This is a genomic window from Geminocystis sp. GBBB08 (genome assembly GCF_016743215.1).
Taxonomy (GTDB): domain Bacteria; phylum Cyanobacteriota; class Cyanobacteriia; order Cyanobacteriales; family Cyanobacteriaceae; genus Geminocystis.
The window spans coordinates 1-14,690 of the sequence record NZ_VRZC01000093.1 but is presented as its reverse complement, the minus strand read 5'-3'; the positions used below and the strand labels follow the sequence as shown (position 1 = coordinate 14,690).

Genomic DNA, 14,690 nt, shown 5'->3' with positions numbered 1-14,690 from the left:
ATAGAACCCATTTGGTATCTTTTTTAGAAGAATTACATAGTAATGATTTGAGAATAAATGCTTTAATCTCGTCAAAACCTTTTGTTATTTCGGTTACAGATGTAAATATCAAATGGGTTCTATAAAGGGTTAAGGGGTTTCATCAATTAAATCAAATAATCCAACGAGTATTTACATAACTGATAAAAACACCAAAAATTGTCGGCGATACCTCTAACTTTTACTCAAAATAGCGATTAATAATTTACGTTGGTATGGCTTCCCCTGGACGTAATTTTGCCCATTTTCCCATTTCTTCGATGAAACTATCACAACCGACTACATCCCATTCCGTTTCGATATAGTCATCTTTTGTGCGAATATTCACATTTATACAAGGTTGTAATGGTTCAAAATCAGGGTTTTCTGTTAAATGGAGTTGTTGATGTTGAGCTTCTACAGCAAAATAAGTGTTGCATCGATCTACATACAGACAGTTAATACATATACACATAATCTACTTTCCTCTTAACTTATCTTATTTGCTAATGTAGCTTAATTTTTTTGGTTCTGAACAGATTTTACTTTTGGCAAATTTATTTTGAAAAATTTTTTAAATATGAAGAAATGTAACCAACTTTGACAGGCTGTCATTTGACAAGATAAAACAAATTGAGGAAGATCATCTATGAGAATCATTGAAAACTATTCAGACCTTAAAAATGAAAAAAATTATTAGCTTACTATTGTTATTAATTACTGTTGCAACTTTAAGTTTTTCTTCCCCCGCATTAGCAGGAGATGCTGCAAAAGGTGCCGCTATTTTTAGTGCTAATTGTGCATCTTGTCACATGGGAGGCAAAAACGTCGTTAATGCGACAAAAACTTTACAAAAAGCTGATTTAGAAAAATACGGAATGTATGATTTAGATAGTATTAAAACTCAAGTTACTAAAGGAAAAGGTGCAATGCCTTCATTTAGTGGACGTTTAACCGCATTACAAATTGAAGATGTTGCTACTTATGTTCTTTCTCAAGCCGATAATGGTTGGAAAAAATAATTAAGAATTGAGAATAGACAATTAACAAATAACAATTTTTGACTTTTGGTTTTTTCTTCCGATACAATATGTGAGAGTAAAAAAAATCTAAATTAGTCAATGTCAGATTTAAAAGCCGAATTACAAAAACAAATAGCCGAGATGAATTGGAAAGATTTAATTCCTCACGCTCAACGAGATGCTTTAATTGTTGTTGATCAAAATTTAGATTTAATTGAAGTGGGTTACGCTATCGCCCAAGATAAAACAAATTTAGTACAAAATTGGATTAGTGAACAGTTGATTCAAAAACCTTCTTCTCAACAATTAAGTTTATGGAATAGTGATCCTAACCATAGGTTTTATACTATTATTGTGCAACCTTTTGTTTTAATTTCTCTTTCTGTTTAAAGCCAACTTTTTTCCTCATTATTGATAATTTTTTGGGAAAATTTCTTGATTATCTTCTTTATTGCTTATTGATTATTAATAGGTAATAGTTGATAATTAAAAGAAGTATAACCCTATAAATTAAACCAAATATGTCTAATTTTCTCTTAGAAATTGGAACAGAAGAACTACCAGCAGATTTTATTAATAGTGCGATTAGTCAGTGGCAACATAAAATTAAACAAAATTTAAAGGATGAATTTTTACACCCTAGTAAAATTAACATTTATGGCACTCCTCGACGTTTAGGGATGTTAATTGAAGGTTTAGAGGATCAACAACCCGATAGAGATGAAGAGATAAAAGGCCCTCCTATTTCTACAGCTTTTAAAGATGGTAAACCGACTCCAGCAGCAGAAGGTTTTGCCCGGAAACAAGGGGTTTCTGTCACTGATTTTCAGGTTAAAGCTACGGATAAAGGGGAATTTATTTTTATTAATAAAAAAACTGTTGGTAAGCAAACTACTGCTATTTTACAAAAGTTAATTCCTCAATGGATTACGGGGTTAGAGGGTAGAAGGTTTATGCGTTGGGCAGATGGTGATTTACGCTTTCCGCGCCCTATTCGTAGTCTTATTTCTCTTTGGAATCAGGATATTTTACCTGTGGAGTTGGTAAACGGTTCAACTACTTTAAAAAGTGATCGCTTTACATCTGGTCATCGTATTTTACACCCGAATCGAGTAACTATTTCATCGGCAAATAATTATATTGCGTCTTTAGAAAAAGCATTCGTATTAGTGGATGTAAAACACCGCATTCAGAAAATTGAAGGAGAAATCAAGGTTTTAGCAGATACGGTGGGAGGAAAAGCGGAAATTTATCCTGATTTATTGGCTGAAGTTACTAATTTAGTAGAATATCCCACGGCGGTTTTAGGTAAATTTGAGCCTGATTTTTTAAAGTTACCTTCGGAAGTCATTATAACGGTAATGGTTAAACATCAGCGTTATTTCCCCATCAAAGACGAAAAAGGAGATTTAATGCCTTACTTTATCACTATTTCTAACGGAGATCCCCAAAAATCTGATATTATCGCTACAGGAAATGCAAAAGTAATTCGAGCTCGTTTAGCAGATGCACAATTTTTTTATCAAGCTGATTGTGACGAACATTTAGAGACTTATTTACCTCAGTTAGAAACCGTTACTTTTCAAGAAGATTTAGGTTCAATGCACGATAAAGTTAATCGTATTATTGCCATTAGTCAACAAATTGCTGAACAATTGAACTTAAATGAGTTACAACGTACGGAAATTGATAGTACGGCTTCTTTATGTAAAGCAGATTTAGTTACTCAAATGGTATATGAATTTCCTGAATTACAAGGCATTATGGGGGAAAAATATGCCTTAGTTAGTGGTGAATCGGCAACCGTGGCTAAAGGTATTTTTGAACATTATTTACCGAGAAATGCCGGAGATATTTTACCTGAAACTTTAAACGGGCAAGTTGTTGGTATTAGCGATCGCCTTGACACGATTGTGAGTATAATTGGTTTAGGAATGATGCCTAGTGGTTCAAGTGATCCTTTTGCCTTAAGAAGAGCTGCTAATGGTATTATTAATATTACATGGCATGGTAATCTCAATCTCAATTTGCATCAATTATTAAGTCAAGCCTGTGAAGAATTTGTCATAGCACATCCACAAAAAGAATCGCCTTTAAATATTATTAAAGAGTTTTTTATCCAAAGAATTAATACTCTTTTGCAAGATGAATTAAAGATTGATTATGACTTAGTAAATGCTGTATTAGGAGATAATGATTCTGAATATATAGAAAGGGCGTTAAACAACTTATTGGATGTAAGAGATCGGGCTTTATTTTTACAAGAAATTCGTAATAATGGTATTTTAACTCAAATTTATGAAACTATCAATCGTTCGACAAAATTAGGAGCTAAAGGTAGTTTAAATACTCAAGAATTAGAGCTTAAAAATGTGATTAATCCTGATTTATTTGAGTCTATTTCTGAAAGAGAATTTTATCAAGCCTTAGAAAAGTTAATTCCCATAACAAAACAAGTTAAAGCTGAAAGTAACTATCAATTATTAACGGATGCGTTATTAGAAATTAACCCTAAAGTTAGCAATTTTTTTGATGGTGAAAATAGTGTTTTAGTCATGGCAGAGAATGAACAAGTCAAAACTAATCGTCTCAATTTATTAGGGTTATTGCGCAATAATAGTCGTATTTTAGCAGATTTTGGGGCGATCGTTAAATAATCAATTAGTAAAAATTTAGAGAATGGGTGGGCATTACCTACCCTGAAATTTGCTTATTAATACTCAGATCTTGCACTAGTACAATAATACCAATGAAAACAAAACGGGAAAAATCAATTTTAGGAGTTTTAAAATCAATTCTGATTACTTTTCCCTCTTCTCTCTTCCCTTTTCCCTATCCTCATCGAGAATTGATGATAGAGATGCAAGATCTAAGTTAATATATAATTTTGTTTCGCCTTAAATATCATGAAAAATAGATTTATCATAAAATTAATCTTAACTTTTTTATGTCCCTTAATTTATACTTTTTCATCTCAAATAAAAGTTAGTTTTGCTGAAACTATTATTGCTCAAAATAATAATGGTGATCAAATATTAAAAAATGCCTTTAATAAAAAAATATCTAATATTCAAGTACAAGGGGAAGGAATTGTCATTAAATTATTAAAAGATGATTTGGAAGGGGGGAAACATCAAAGATTTATAGTTAAGTTAAATTCTGGACAAACTTTGTTAGTTGCTCATAATATTGATATTGCACCTCGTATTAATAGTTTAAAAAATGGTGATATAATCATTTTTTATGGAGAATATGAATGGAATTCTCAAGGCGGTGTAATTCATTGGACACATAGAGATCCTCAAGGAAAACATACTCATGGATGGCTAAAACACAAAGGAAAAATATATCAATAAAGTTTTTTTATAACTTAATTAGGGTTTGCTGTTAGGAATCAGAAAGCTATAAAAATCAATGGTTTTTACATAATACATTGCCCAAAAAATCCGCAGTTTTAGCAAGGGGTTTAAACCCTTTGTTTAGTTAAAAACTGGGTGTGTAAAATAGCTTTACATTTCTTTGCAGAGCTCGATATTGGGTTAAACCCCTTGTTTAGTTAAAAACTGGGTAAGTAATATGTGTCGTCAGACTCAAATTCTAAGAATAAAAACTATTAAAACTCTACCTTTGCATCTGTCAAAAATTCGGCATCAGTTTCAGGTATTTCACTAAAATCAATGTCTTCATCCTTGATATTGCTTAACAATTTAAGTTGTTCTTCTCTTGATATATTCATGATAAATTTTCCTTTGTTTACTACTAGTCAGACTAGCCAAAATAATCCTTTTCTTTATACTTATTTGAGTCCAAACAATCAATAAATAAATGCTTATCTCTATTTAACTATAGTTAAATAACGTACTTCTCCTCCATAATCTCTAGCATCTGATTTGGTTAAAACAGGATTCTTAAAAATTTCAATAGCAATGTTAAAGCTAATTTTATGCTTATCTAAATTTTTCAGATTATAGCCTTCCATTGACAATAACAAGCTCCTTTACTAATTTGAAGTGTTATTGAAAAAATTAAATTAATGCCGCAGCAGTAGTTGGAGAAGAAGCCATTTGTTCTAGTCTTTCTTGTTGATCTTGAGCAATACAAGCCTGTATCACATCCTCTATTTTTCCTTCTAAAATACTGGTTAAGTCAAAATTTCTTCCTAACCGATGATCCGTTGCACGATTGTCTTTATAGTTATAGGTGCGGATTTTTTCGGATCTTGCTCCTGTTCCTACTTGCGATCGCCTCATAGAAGTAACTTCATCTTGTTGCTCTTTAAGTTTAATTTCATAAAGTTTTGCCCGTAAAATTTGCATCGCCCGTTCACGGTTTTTTAATTGAGATCGTTCTTCCGTACAAAAAACTCGAATACCAGTTGGTTTATGAATTAAATCTACGGCGGTTTCTACTTTATTAACATTTTGCCCTCCAGCACCCCCTGATCGAGCTGTAGTTAACTCAATATCTTTTGGATCAATATGTACCTCAACATCATTTACTTCAGGCATAATAGCAACGGTAGCGGTAGATGTATGAACTCTTCCTCCTGCCTCCGTTAAAGGTACTCGTTGTACTCGATGTACTCCTGCTTCAAACTTCAGTTTACTATAGACACTATCGCCGGTAATTTCGAGAATGGCCTCCTTAAAACCCCCCATTTCCGCTGGAGATTCGCTTAAAAGTTTAACATTCCAATTTAAAGTTTCTGCATAACGGGAATACATCCGAACTAAATCACCAGCCCAAATACTTGCTTCATCACCTCCTGTACCAGCTCTAATTTCTAACATAATGTTTTTATCATCATTAGGATCCCGAGGCAATAATAAAACTTTGAGACGTTTTTCTAGTTCATCCATTTTCGCCTCTAATTCTTCAATTTCCATCCCAGCTAATTCTTTCATTTCAGGATCTGCGTTAGACTCTTTATAGATTTCTTTCGCACCTTTTAAATCTTCTTGTGCTTTTTGCCATTCCTGATAAGTAATAACTGTTTCCTCTAAAGAAGAACGCATTTTAGCAACTTTTTGCAATTCATCAGGATTGGTGGCAATATCAGGATCTCCTAATCGCCGAGTTAATTCCGTAAAAGTTGTTTCTACAGAGGTTAGTTTTTCTAATAAATATGATTCAGCCATGATAAATTTAAAATAATTAATATATATTTAAAGGATAGATTTCAAGATTACCTTATCAAGGTCATTAGGAATTAACAAAAGTTTTAAACCCCTTACTCAGAATTACTTACCTTCTCCTGCATGATAAGAACTGCGGACTAAAGGACTACTACGAACATGGGAAAATCCTAATAAATAGGCAATCTTTCCTAACTCCTCAAATTCAGCCGGTGTCCAATATTTTTCTACAGGTAAGTGTGCCAATGATGGACGTAAATATTGCCCCATAGTAAGGCGATCGCAATTTATTTTTCTTAAGTCTTCAAGAGTCTTGATAATTTCCTGTTTAGTTTCTCCTAATCCTAACATTAATCCTGATTTTGTAGGAATAGAAGGATCTAATTCTTTAACGGTAGCTAAAACCCTCAAGGAGCGATGATATTTTCCGCCTCGTCTTACAGAATTTTGTAATCTAGCTACGGTTTCTAAGTTGTGATTATAACAGGCGGGTTTAGCATTAATAATGGTTTTAATACTTTCCTTTTGTTGATTGATAGCATTTTTTCCAGTACCGAAATCAGGAGTTAATACCTCAATTTGTGTCTGAGGATTCATCAAACGAATAGCATCCATTACCTTCACAAACCAACTTGCACCACCATCTTTTAAATCATCCCTTGCTACGGAGGTTAAAACTACATATTTTAATTGTAATAAATTTACCGCTTCGGCTACTTTTCTTGGTTCATCTTCATCTAATGCCATCGGGGAATGCCCTTTATCTACTTGACAAAAAGCACAACTACGAGTACAAGTAGGACCCATTAACAAAAAAGTTGCCGTACCTTGACTATAACATTCTCCTCGATTAGGGCAACGTCCTTCCTCACAAATAGTATAAATTTGACGCTGTTTGATAATTTTTTGGACTTGAGAAATTTCTGACGCTTTTCCAATAGACGATCGTAACCAACTAGGAAGATTAAGGGAAGAAGATTCAGAGAAAGCAGTTTGAGTCATGGTAAAGAAGATAAAAACATCAGAAAATAAACATTTTTGATCATATTTTAATATACTAAATAAGATTAAGGTTTTTATTTTTTGCAAGGAGTTAAATTGTGGCAAATCACAAAATTTTAGTTATTGATGACAGTATGGTCATTAGAAGAACTGTAAAAGATATGTTGCCGCCGGGTAAATTTGATGTAGTGGAAGCCAAAGATGGACTCCAAGGCATGGAATTAATACATAGTAGTAACCCTAACTTAATTATGTTAGACTTCTTTTTACCGAAAATGAGCGGCTGGGAAGTTTATCAAGAAATACAAAAAAATCCTCAATTAAGGGCAATTCCTTTATTGTTAATGTCGGGAAGAAAAGATGAAGTGACGGACAAAATTCGTGAGCCTTTTGAATTTTTTTCTTTCTTAGAAAAACCCTTTGATCAAAAACAGTTGATTCAGGGTATTCGTGATTCTATGGAAAAATCGAAGAAATTAGCTCATTTAATAGATAGTAGTGCTGCTTCATCAAAAACCACTCAAGGCAGTACTGTTGGCAGTGCAGAAATTGAACAATTACAAGCTAGAGTAACCACCTTAGAGTCAGAAGTTACACAACTGAAAAAACAACTTAATCAACTTCTCTCATTTGTTAAGAAAAAATTACAGTAAATTAAATGCTAAAATGCCTAAGATTTTAATGACTAATCCAACTTCTTGCACTCATTCAAAATAAAATTAATTTAGAAAGGGAAATCATAAACTTTTATCATTATTATAAAATAATTTATTTCCCCTTCTCTTAATTTAATTTTGCAAGAATTTCACTATAAAAAATGCCAGATTATTTTTTTAAATATTGATGTTAATTATTAATCAATTTTTTTTTCTATTTAAAGTTTTATTTGTATCCACAGTTATCTCTATTTTAATAAAATATGGTTTAGATAACTCCTTAATTCAACAAGCAACCTATCTCGCCCCTATTATTATTTTTGCCCCTGTCATTATTATATTTATAACCTTAATTATCAGACAAAATATAAAAAATCAAAAAAAGGAATAAAAAACCAGAAATTAATTATTAACTATTCACTATAAATGATGAACTTTGCTAAATGGATTAGTTTCATTGTCCTGATAATTTCTATTTATATTCTTTGGCAAATAAGACAGATATTATTGTTAGCTTTAACTGCCGTTGTTTTCGCTTTAGCTTTAAATATTTTGGTCAAAAAATTAATGGATTTAGGGTTAAAACGAATTTATGGAATATTATTATCTATAGTAATATTATTTATCATAATAAGCCTATTTTTTTTAATATTAGTTCCTTCCCTTATTTTTCAATTTCAAGAATTATTTACCCTTGTACCTCAAGGTATTAATAAATTAATTTTAGAATTAGATAATATTAAATATCATCTTTCACCGGATTTAACAGATTCCTTACCAGATCTTGAAAAGATTTTAGTACAGTTACAGCCTCTATTCAATAACTTATATAAAAAAGGTTTTAATGTGGTTTTTAGTTTTTTAGGTGTTTTATTAAGTAGCCTATTATTACTAGCTTTAACTTTAATGATTTTAGCCGATCCTTTACCCTATAAACAAGGTTTTATTCGCTTATTTCCTAGTTTTTATCGTTCTCGAATTAATACTATTTTAAACCAAGCTCAAATTAGTATAGAAGAATGGTTAGCAGATACTTTTATTAAAATCATCAGCGTAATTATTTTAACTTTTTTCTGTTTATTAATTCTTCGTGTACCTTCAGTATCAGCTCAAGCATTATTAGCCGGAGTTTTAGCTTTTATCCCTTATATTGGTCCTAGTATTAGCGTTATTACTCCGATGGCGATCGCCTTTCTTTATTCATCTTGGATACCTTGGGTAATTTTGATTCTGTATATTGCTATTTATCAGATTACAGACAAAATAATCATCCCAAAACTTAGAAATAACAGAGTGATTTTAATATCAGCTAATGTTATCATTGGTGAAATAATTTTTGCTAACTTTTTAGGCTTACTAGGACTTTTTTTAGCCTTACCCCTAATAATTATTACCGAAATTTTAATCAAAGAAATTGTTATTAAAGATATTTTTGATAATTGGCAAATAACGGAGAATGAGTAATGAGTAAGAAAAATATTTTTTGTGAGTCTCCTAATCTGAAGCTCAAATTTCAGATAAAGTTGATACAATACGAAAGAAAAAGAATTAAGATTGATTATGGTAACAACAACCAGTTCTAGCAAATTATCTTTACAAACTAATAAGGTTATCAAAGAAATAAACTGGTCCTTATTAGCGTCTATTAGTTTTCATGGTTTATTCTTCACCTTTATTTTTCCTCAATGGAATGATCAAAATAATTCTAAGATAACCGCAGAAAGCACTCCAGTCGTTGAATTGAACTCCATTGAACAAACTCGCTTACCAAATTTAAACCCCCGTAATTCTTTTAATTGGAATACTCTTAACACTCTTGTTCCATCGGATAATTCATTACCTCCTTTGGGAACTATTAATATTCCTCTTCCTCCTGAGAGTAACACGAATACTGAGTTTTTACCCAGTTTTGATAATAGTTCCATGGCAAATTTACCCACACCTCCCTCTCTTCCACCAGCGGCAAATTTACCTCCCATTAATAACTATTATGATCAAAATAATATCCCACCATCAGAGAAATTATCTCCGCCTCCTATTAATTACTCTTATAACGGGAATAATATCCCATACCCGGGAGAATTACCACCACCACCACCTCTGAATCAAAATAGTCTGGCCGCACTCCCTTCGGCTAATAACTATGATACCCCAAATACGAACTTTAACAGTGTTCCTAGCACAGGTAAAGTAATCGATATAAATGCAGATCCACAACAAGAAGATAACATTAGACAAAAATTATTTGCCAATTCTGATGTTCAAATCACTGCTAATCCTAGAGATATTATTAATGGTAGAGTTCCTCAAACCTTTACTCAAATTGATAGTAATGGAAATATAACCGTTTTGCCACCTTCAGAAGTTCGCCCCAATTTGACTGGTGTATCCTCAAAGTTACAGAAACAATCAGAAAATACCAGTGATGAAGATGCTCGAAAAAATTATGTAGCGTGGGCTAAAGAAGTTCAAGACGTAACACCTCAACAAATTACTTTGACAGGGCTATATCCAAAAGATGCTTGTGTCGGTAAGTTAGAAGGTACTGCAACCTATGGAGTTACAGTTAATTCTAGTGGTAGTGTAATTAATAGTCAACTGATTAAAAGTTCAGGTTATCCTTTACTCAATGATCAAGCCTTAAGACAGATAAGATCCCGTAATTTTACCAATAATAGCGGTGGTAGTCAACCCTATCATGTCTATGTTAATTTTTTATATGATTCACAAATTTGTCCCTCTTTATCTATTTCTAATATAGGAGAAATTCCTAGCACCAATGCCATAAAACCAACGGAAGTTAATATTCCGGAAAAAAATATACCTAAGACTCCTTCTTTAACTCCAAAAGAAGAAACTTTGGAAAAGAAACCGAATACCGTTTTCATCCCTCAACCTGAGTCTTCGGTGAAAACCCCAGAGATTAAATTACCTGTAGAAAATAAACCTGAGTCTTCGGTAAAACCTCCAGAGATTAAATTACCCGTAGAAAATAAATCTGAGTCTTCGGTAAAACCTCCAGAGATTAAATTACCCGTAGAAAATAAATCTGAGTCTGGTGTGAATACTACTCTAGAGAAATCTCCCACAATAGACTCTAAACCTGCTCCTTCTACACCAGCAACAAATACGGAAATTTTACCATAAAAATTCTATAGTAATTATCTCCCGTCAAGGAGTACAACTTCATCGGTAGGAGATACCCATATCAAATTTCAATTAAAGTTAAGGAAAATTAAAATATGAATCAAATTAATGAACAAAGATCTTTTCAGAGAATTCTTGCTGTGTGTAGAGTTTTAGATTCTAAGGGAAATTTTCTCGGTTTTACCCTTGATTTAACTGTTACTGGCATACAAATAATTATTCAAAAAGATTTTCCCCATCAATCTCCTTTTGAGATCATTTTGAATCAGGTAAAAGAAGATGAAATTATTGGTTCAAATATCACCATTAAAGTCGAACAAATCTGGCGATCGTCAACTAATGAAGAATTTGATCAAATTGGAGGAAAAATTATTGGAGTAGATTTTCCTGATCAATTAGAAAAACTGGTACATTATTGTGATCAAAAAGCAAAAGAAAAATATCAATTTGATTTAGAATGGCAACAAACATCTTAAGAACTGTAATTAAGGGCTGCTCAAAAAGTATTTTAGTGAGGGTAGGGAATAGGCAACGATGGGATGCGCAAGGCAAAGGTTTTACCGCAGTTTTCAGATCAATGAACCGCAAAATTATATTATAAATGTAGGGAGGCAAAGCTCACAATGTCAGGTGTGGTTTACCCACTTGAAAAGCTCTGTAATCTTTTGATAAAGGGATAGCCGCTCCTTGTTAGAATTAGAGTATGTAATTGTACAATATTCGACACGAGTGCAAAATAAAAATTAAAATCTATTTAAGGTGAGGAATCATCAATTTTAATAACCATTGCAAGAGTGCCCATTGCAAGAGTGTCCGACTTGGTGCAGAAGTCTATTTACTTATTTTTTGAGTAAACAAAAGGTTTAAACCCCTTGCTAAAATTGCTCATTTTTTAATGATGTAGTGTGCCTAAATCCTTGATTTTTATAGATTCCTGATTAATTCAGCCAACCCTAATTAAGCAATATTATTAGAAGAATTAGAGTTAATTAAAATAGTTAAATTTTGTTGAATAGCTGTTTGTAACTTATTGCAATAAATTTCTTTACTTTGTTGATAGTTTTCTGGTTTTTCTACAAAAATAATGCTATCAACTTCTTTCATGGTAAACATTTGAAAAAGAATTTGACTAACAGGAACTATCTGTGCTACAATATCGGCATCATTAAGCTTTCGATCTGGAAAATTAGCGGCATCTTCAATGGTAGGAAAAGCATAAATTACTTTTTTTTCTACTTCTGGATGTTGATCACTAGCTAAAATAGTTAAAACCAAATTTTCTTCTGGAGTTTGTCTCAAATAATATTGACTATAATCAAGTTGATGTGCGTAGGCACTAATAACAGGAATAACTCCATGCTCCATAATTATAGCAGGAACGCCATGTTCTGGGGCTTCGTTAATCAAATTCCGTAATTGCTCATCTAAATCCATAATACTCAAATTTATAGGCTTTCTTTTTATCTTATCGAAGTTTAAAAGAATTTGGAACTTTTTGACTGTCAATACATATTTTACTATAGATATTTATAGTTACTTAAAAAAAAGATCAGTTTCCACCATTACTAATTCCTGATTCCTAATTCCCCAGAAGAGTTTTAAACTCCTTCCTCATTATTAATTTCTTATGACTAAATGTTAGTTAGCTCTTTTTCTTTTACTGCTAAAATATCATCTATTTTAATTATATATCTATCAGTAATTTTTTGAATTTTATCTTGTAAATCACGGGATTCATCTTCAGAAATTTCGCTACTTTTTTCCTGTTTGCGCACTTTTTCAATGGCATCACGACGCACATTGCGAATTGCCACTTTTCCTTCTTCTGCATATTTACCAGCTAATTTAACAAATTCTTGACGACGTTCAGTAGTTAAAGGTGGTATATTTAAGCGAATTACCTGCCCGTCATTATTAGGAGTTAAGCCTAAATCGGATAAAGAAATTGCTTTTTGTATTTGATTCATACTTCCTTTGTCAAAGGGTTGAACCATAATAGTGGTAGCGTCTGGGGTACTAATGTTAGCCAATGCTTTTAAAGGAGTTTCCGCTCCATAATAATCGACCATGACTTTATCTAGTAAACTAGCGTTAGCTCTGCCCGTGCGAATAGTGTTAAAGTCTTGTTGTGTCTTTTCGACACTTTTTTGCATATTCTCTTGAATTTCGTCAGTTAACTTCACAAAAACCTCCTACAGTAGTTCCTATTTTTTCTCCTTTTACCGCCCGAATAATATTACCGCGCTCGAAAAGGTTAAATACAACAATGGGGATGTTATTTTCTTTGCATAAGGCAATAGCAGTTCCATCCATAACCCTTAAATCTTGGGTCAAAACCTGATTATAATTGAGTGTTTCATAACGGTGAGCATTAGAATTTTTTAGGGGATCACAATCATAAATTCCATCAACTTTAGTAGCTTTAAAGATTACCTGTGCATCTATTTCTGCTGCCCTTAAAGCCGCCGTAGTATCAGTAGTAAAAAAAGGATTACCAGATCCTGCTCCAAATATTACGACTCTACCCAATTCAAGATGACGGATTGCTTTACGACGAATATAAGGTTCGGCTACTTCCTGCATGGCGATCGCAGTTTGTACCCTAGTAGCAATATCTCTCCTTTCTAAGGCATCCTGTAAAGTCATGGCATTCATTACAGTAGCAATCATACCGACATAATCCGCCGTAGCTCGATCCATACCATCAGCAGAAGCCTTCATACCACGAAAAATATTACCACCGCCCACCACAATGGCAACTTGTACGTTTAGGCGAACTACTTCAGCAATGTCTTCCGCTATATCAGCAACTACTTTGGGATCGATGCCATAGCCTAAGTTTCCCATTAATGCTTCACCGCTTAATTTGAGTAAAATCCGTTGGTAAGTCATTGTTTTGTTGCTTTTTTCTGTGATTAATTCATAAATTAAGATAGCAGTTTTTGTTTCTTAATTTTTATAGTGCTTAAATAATTTACCTTATTTTGTTGACATTCTCCTGCCGACAAATGTTGTGAATTTTAACGACGGCATTTCACTCAGATCTTGCACCAGTACAATAATACCAATGAAACAAAACGGGAAAAATCAATTTTAGGAGTTTTAAAATCAATTCTTATTACTTTTCCCTTTTCCCTATCCTCATCGAGAATTGATGATAGAGATGCAAGATCTAAGTTTCAGCGACATTTTAAAGTCAAAATTCATTCAAGCTAAAATGTAGTTAATTATAGATAAAATAGTTTAAACCCTTTGTTCTCTTAGTATGCTCAAAAATAAAATGCAGTATTAATTTTGCTTACCTATTACTTATTAACTATCAAAATTGAGAATTAACTCCAACGTTGAACTACCAAGCGAATTGAACCATCTTCATTTTTTTGTTTTTCGGTAACAGCAAAACCCTGTTTAGAGGATTCATTTAAAATTGTCTGTAACGCATAACCTTGAGTGACACGTTGTAAAAAACCATCAACAGTCCAAGGTTGTTGCCAGTATTGTAAATCAGAGACTAACTCATATTCTTGACCATTCCAGCTAAAACCAATATCATAGTTATTTTCTTGTGGAATAACAATTTCAGCTTGGCTAGTTTGCCCTTGATACCCTCTTACCGGAGAAGGACCATTTTTCCAATTGATTCCTAAATCAACTAGGGCCGCTTTTAAGGAAGTAAGATTACGGATTTTGGTTTTGATACTGCTAAAGTG

At 32.6% G+C, this 14,690-nt stretch carries 19 protein-coding genes; 10 read left to right on the top strand and 9 right to left on the bottom strand.

The features are described from left to right. Nucleotides 1–244: 244 nt before the first annotated feature. On the bottom strand, nucleotides 245–493 hold the full coding sequence (locus FWJ34_RS12435; RefSeq protein ID WP_308255641.1) for a Ycf34 family protein: 249 nt from the start codon (nucleotides 491–493) through the stop codon (nucleotides 245–247). A 208-nt stretch (nucleotides 494–701) separates the two neighbouring features. Here FWJ34_RS12435 and petJ point away from each other — a divergent pair, with 208 nt between their 5' ends. From petJ to FWJ34_RS12410, 5 genes are all read left to right on the top strand, one after another. Further along, the gene (petJ, locus tag FWJ34_RS12430) at nucleotides 702–1,040 is read left to right on the top strand and encodes a cytochrome c6 PetJ (RefSeq protein ID WP_308255640.1); all 339 of its coding nucleotides are present in this window, start codon (nucleotides 702–704) and stop codon (nucleotides 1,038–1,040) included. A 99-nt stretch (nucleotides 1,041–1,139) separates the two neighbouring features. Then, nucleotides 1,140–1,430, top strand: coding sequence for a DUF2288 domain-containing protein (locus FWJ34_RS12425; RefSeq protein WP_308255639.1), 291 nt, complete (start codon nucleotides 1,140–1,142; stop codon nucleotides 1,428–1,430). Nucleotides 1,431–1,561: 131 nt separating this feature from the next. Then, nucleotides 1,562–3,697 carry a glycine--tRNA ligase subunit beta gene (glyS, locus tag FWJ34_RS12420; RefSeq protein ID WP_308255638.1) on the top strand — a complete coding sequence of 712 codons (2,136 nt, stop codon included), beginning with the start codon at nucleotides 1,562–1,564 and terminating at the stop codon, nucleotides 3,695–3,697. 92 nt (nucleotides 3,698–3,789) lie between these two features. Next, complete coding sequence (locus FWJ34_RS12415; protein ID WP_308255637.1) at nucleotides 3,790–3,918, top strand: hypothetical protein; 129 nt, start codon at nucleotides 3,790–3,792, stop codon at nucleotides 3,916–3,918. A gap of 28 nt (nucleotides 3,919–3,946) precedes the next feature. Then, on the top strand, nucleotides 3,947–4,396 hold the full coding sequence (locus FWJ34_RS12410; RefSeq protein WP_308255636.1) for a DUF3465 domain-containing protein: 450 nt from the start codon (nucleotides 3,947–3,949) through the stop codon (nucleotides 4,394–4,396). Nucleotides 4,397–4,653: 257 nt separating this feature from the next. On the opposite strand, the gene FWJ34_RS12405 is transcribed toward FWJ34_RS12410, so the two are convergent. The 4 genes from FWJ34_RS12405 to lipA form a co-directional block, all read right to left on the bottom strand. After that, nucleotides 4,654–4,776: a hypothetical protein gene (locus FWJ34_RS12405; RefSeq protein WP_308255635.1), complete on the bottom strand. Its 123-nt coding sequence runs from the start codon at nucleotides 4,774–4,776 to the stop codon at nucleotides 4,654–4,656. Nucleotides 4,777–4,875: 99 nt separating this feature from the next. Beyond that, complete coding sequence (locus FWJ34_RS12400) at nucleotides 4,876–5,019, bottom strand: BrnT family toxin (protein ID WP_308255634.1); 144 nt, start codon at nucleotides 5,017–5,019, stop codon at nucleotides 4,876–4,878. Nucleotides 5,020–5,065: 46 nt separating this feature from the next. Next, nucleotides 5,066–6,178 carry a peptide chain release factor 1 gene (prfA, locus tag FWJ34_RS12395; protein ID WP_308255633.1) on the bottom strand — a complete coding sequence of 371 codons (1,113 nt, stop codon included), beginning with the start codon at nucleotides 6,176–6,178 and terminating at the stop codon, nucleotides 5,066–5,068. Between the two features lie 102 nt (nucleotides 6,179–6,280). Continuing rightward, nucleotides 6,281–7,177, bottom strand: a complete 897-nt coding sequence (lipA, locus tag FWJ34_RS12390; RefSeq protein WP_308255642.1) for a lipoyl synthase — start codon at nucleotides 7,175–7,177, stop codon at nucleotides 6,281–6,283. Between the two features lie 98 nt (nucleotides 7,178–7,275). On the opposite strand from lipA, the gene FWJ34_RS12385 reads away from it, so the two are divergent. The 5 genes from FWJ34_RS12385 (at nucleotide 7,276) to FWJ34_RS12365 (ending at nucleotide 11,456) form a co-directional block, all read left to right on the top strand. After that, on the top strand, nucleotides 7,276–7,830 hold the full coding sequence (locus tag FWJ34_RS12385) for a response regulator (RefSeq protein WP_308255632.1): 555 nt from the start codon (nucleotides 7,276–7,278) through the stop codon (nucleotides 7,828–7,830). Nucleotides 7,831–8,020: 190 nt separating this feature from the next. Further along, on the top strand, nucleotides 8,021–8,224 hold the full coding sequence (locus FWJ34_RS12380; RefSeq protein ID WP_308255631.1) for a hypothetical protein: 204 nt from the start codon (nucleotides 8,021–8,023) through the stop codon (nucleotides 8,222–8,224). A 35-nt stretch (nucleotides 8,225–8,259) separates the two neighbouring features. Further along, nucleotides 8,260–9,297 carry an AI-2E family transporter gene (locus FWJ34_RS12375; protein ID WP_308255630.1) on the top strand — a complete coding sequence of 346 codons (1,038 nt, stop codon included), beginning with the start codon at nucleotides 8,260–8,262 and terminating at the stop codon, nucleotides 9,295–9,297. A 96-nt stretch (nucleotides 9,298–9,393) separates the two neighbouring features. Beyond that, nucleotides 9,394–10,980 (top strand): TonB family protein, encoded by a 1,587-nt coding sequence (locus FWJ34_RS12370; RefSeq protein WP_308255629.1) that lies wholly within the window; start codon nucleotides 9,394–9,396, stop codon nucleotides 10,978–10,980. Nucleotides 10,981–11,075: 95 nt separating this feature from the next. Beyond that, entirely contained in the window at nucleotides 11,076–11,456 is a 381-nt protein-coding gene (locus FWJ34_RS12365; protein ID WP_308255628.1) for a PilZ domain-containing protein, read from the top strand. A gap of 481 nt (nucleotides 11,457–11,937) precedes the next feature. Here FWJ34_RS12365 and FWJ34_RS12360 read toward each other — a convergent pair whose 3' ends face one another. The 4 genes from FWJ34_RS12360 to FWJ34_RS12345 all read right to left on the bottom strand — a co-directional run. Next, the gene (locus FWJ34_RS12360; RefSeq protein WP_308255627.1) at nucleotides 11,938–12,414 is read right to left on the bottom strand and encodes a hypothetical protein; all 477 of its coding nucleotides are present in this window, start codon (nucleotides 12,412–12,414) and stop codon (nucleotides 11,938–11,940) included. 197 nt (nucleotides 12,415–12,611) lie between these two features. Next, nucleotides 12,612–13,163: a ribosome recycling factor gene (gene frr, locus FWJ34_RS12355; protein ID WP_308255626.1), complete on the bottom strand. Its 552-nt coding sequence runs from the start codon at nucleotides 13,161–13,163 to the stop codon at nucleotides 12,612–12,614. After that, on the bottom strand, nucleotides 13,150–13,872 hold the full coding sequence (pyrH, locus tag FWJ34_RS12350; RefSeq protein WP_308255625.1) for a UMP kinase: 723 nt from the start codon (nucleotides 13,870–13,872) through the stop codon (nucleotides 13,150–13,152). Before pyrH ends, frr begins: the two co-directional genes overlap by 14 nt. Before the next feature lie 440 nt (nucleotides 13,873–14,312). After that, nucleotides 14,313–14,690 (bottom strand): DUF1257 domain-containing protein (locus tag FWJ34_RS12345; RefSeq protein WP_308255624.1); only part of this gene is annotated, 378 nt, incomplete at its 5' end.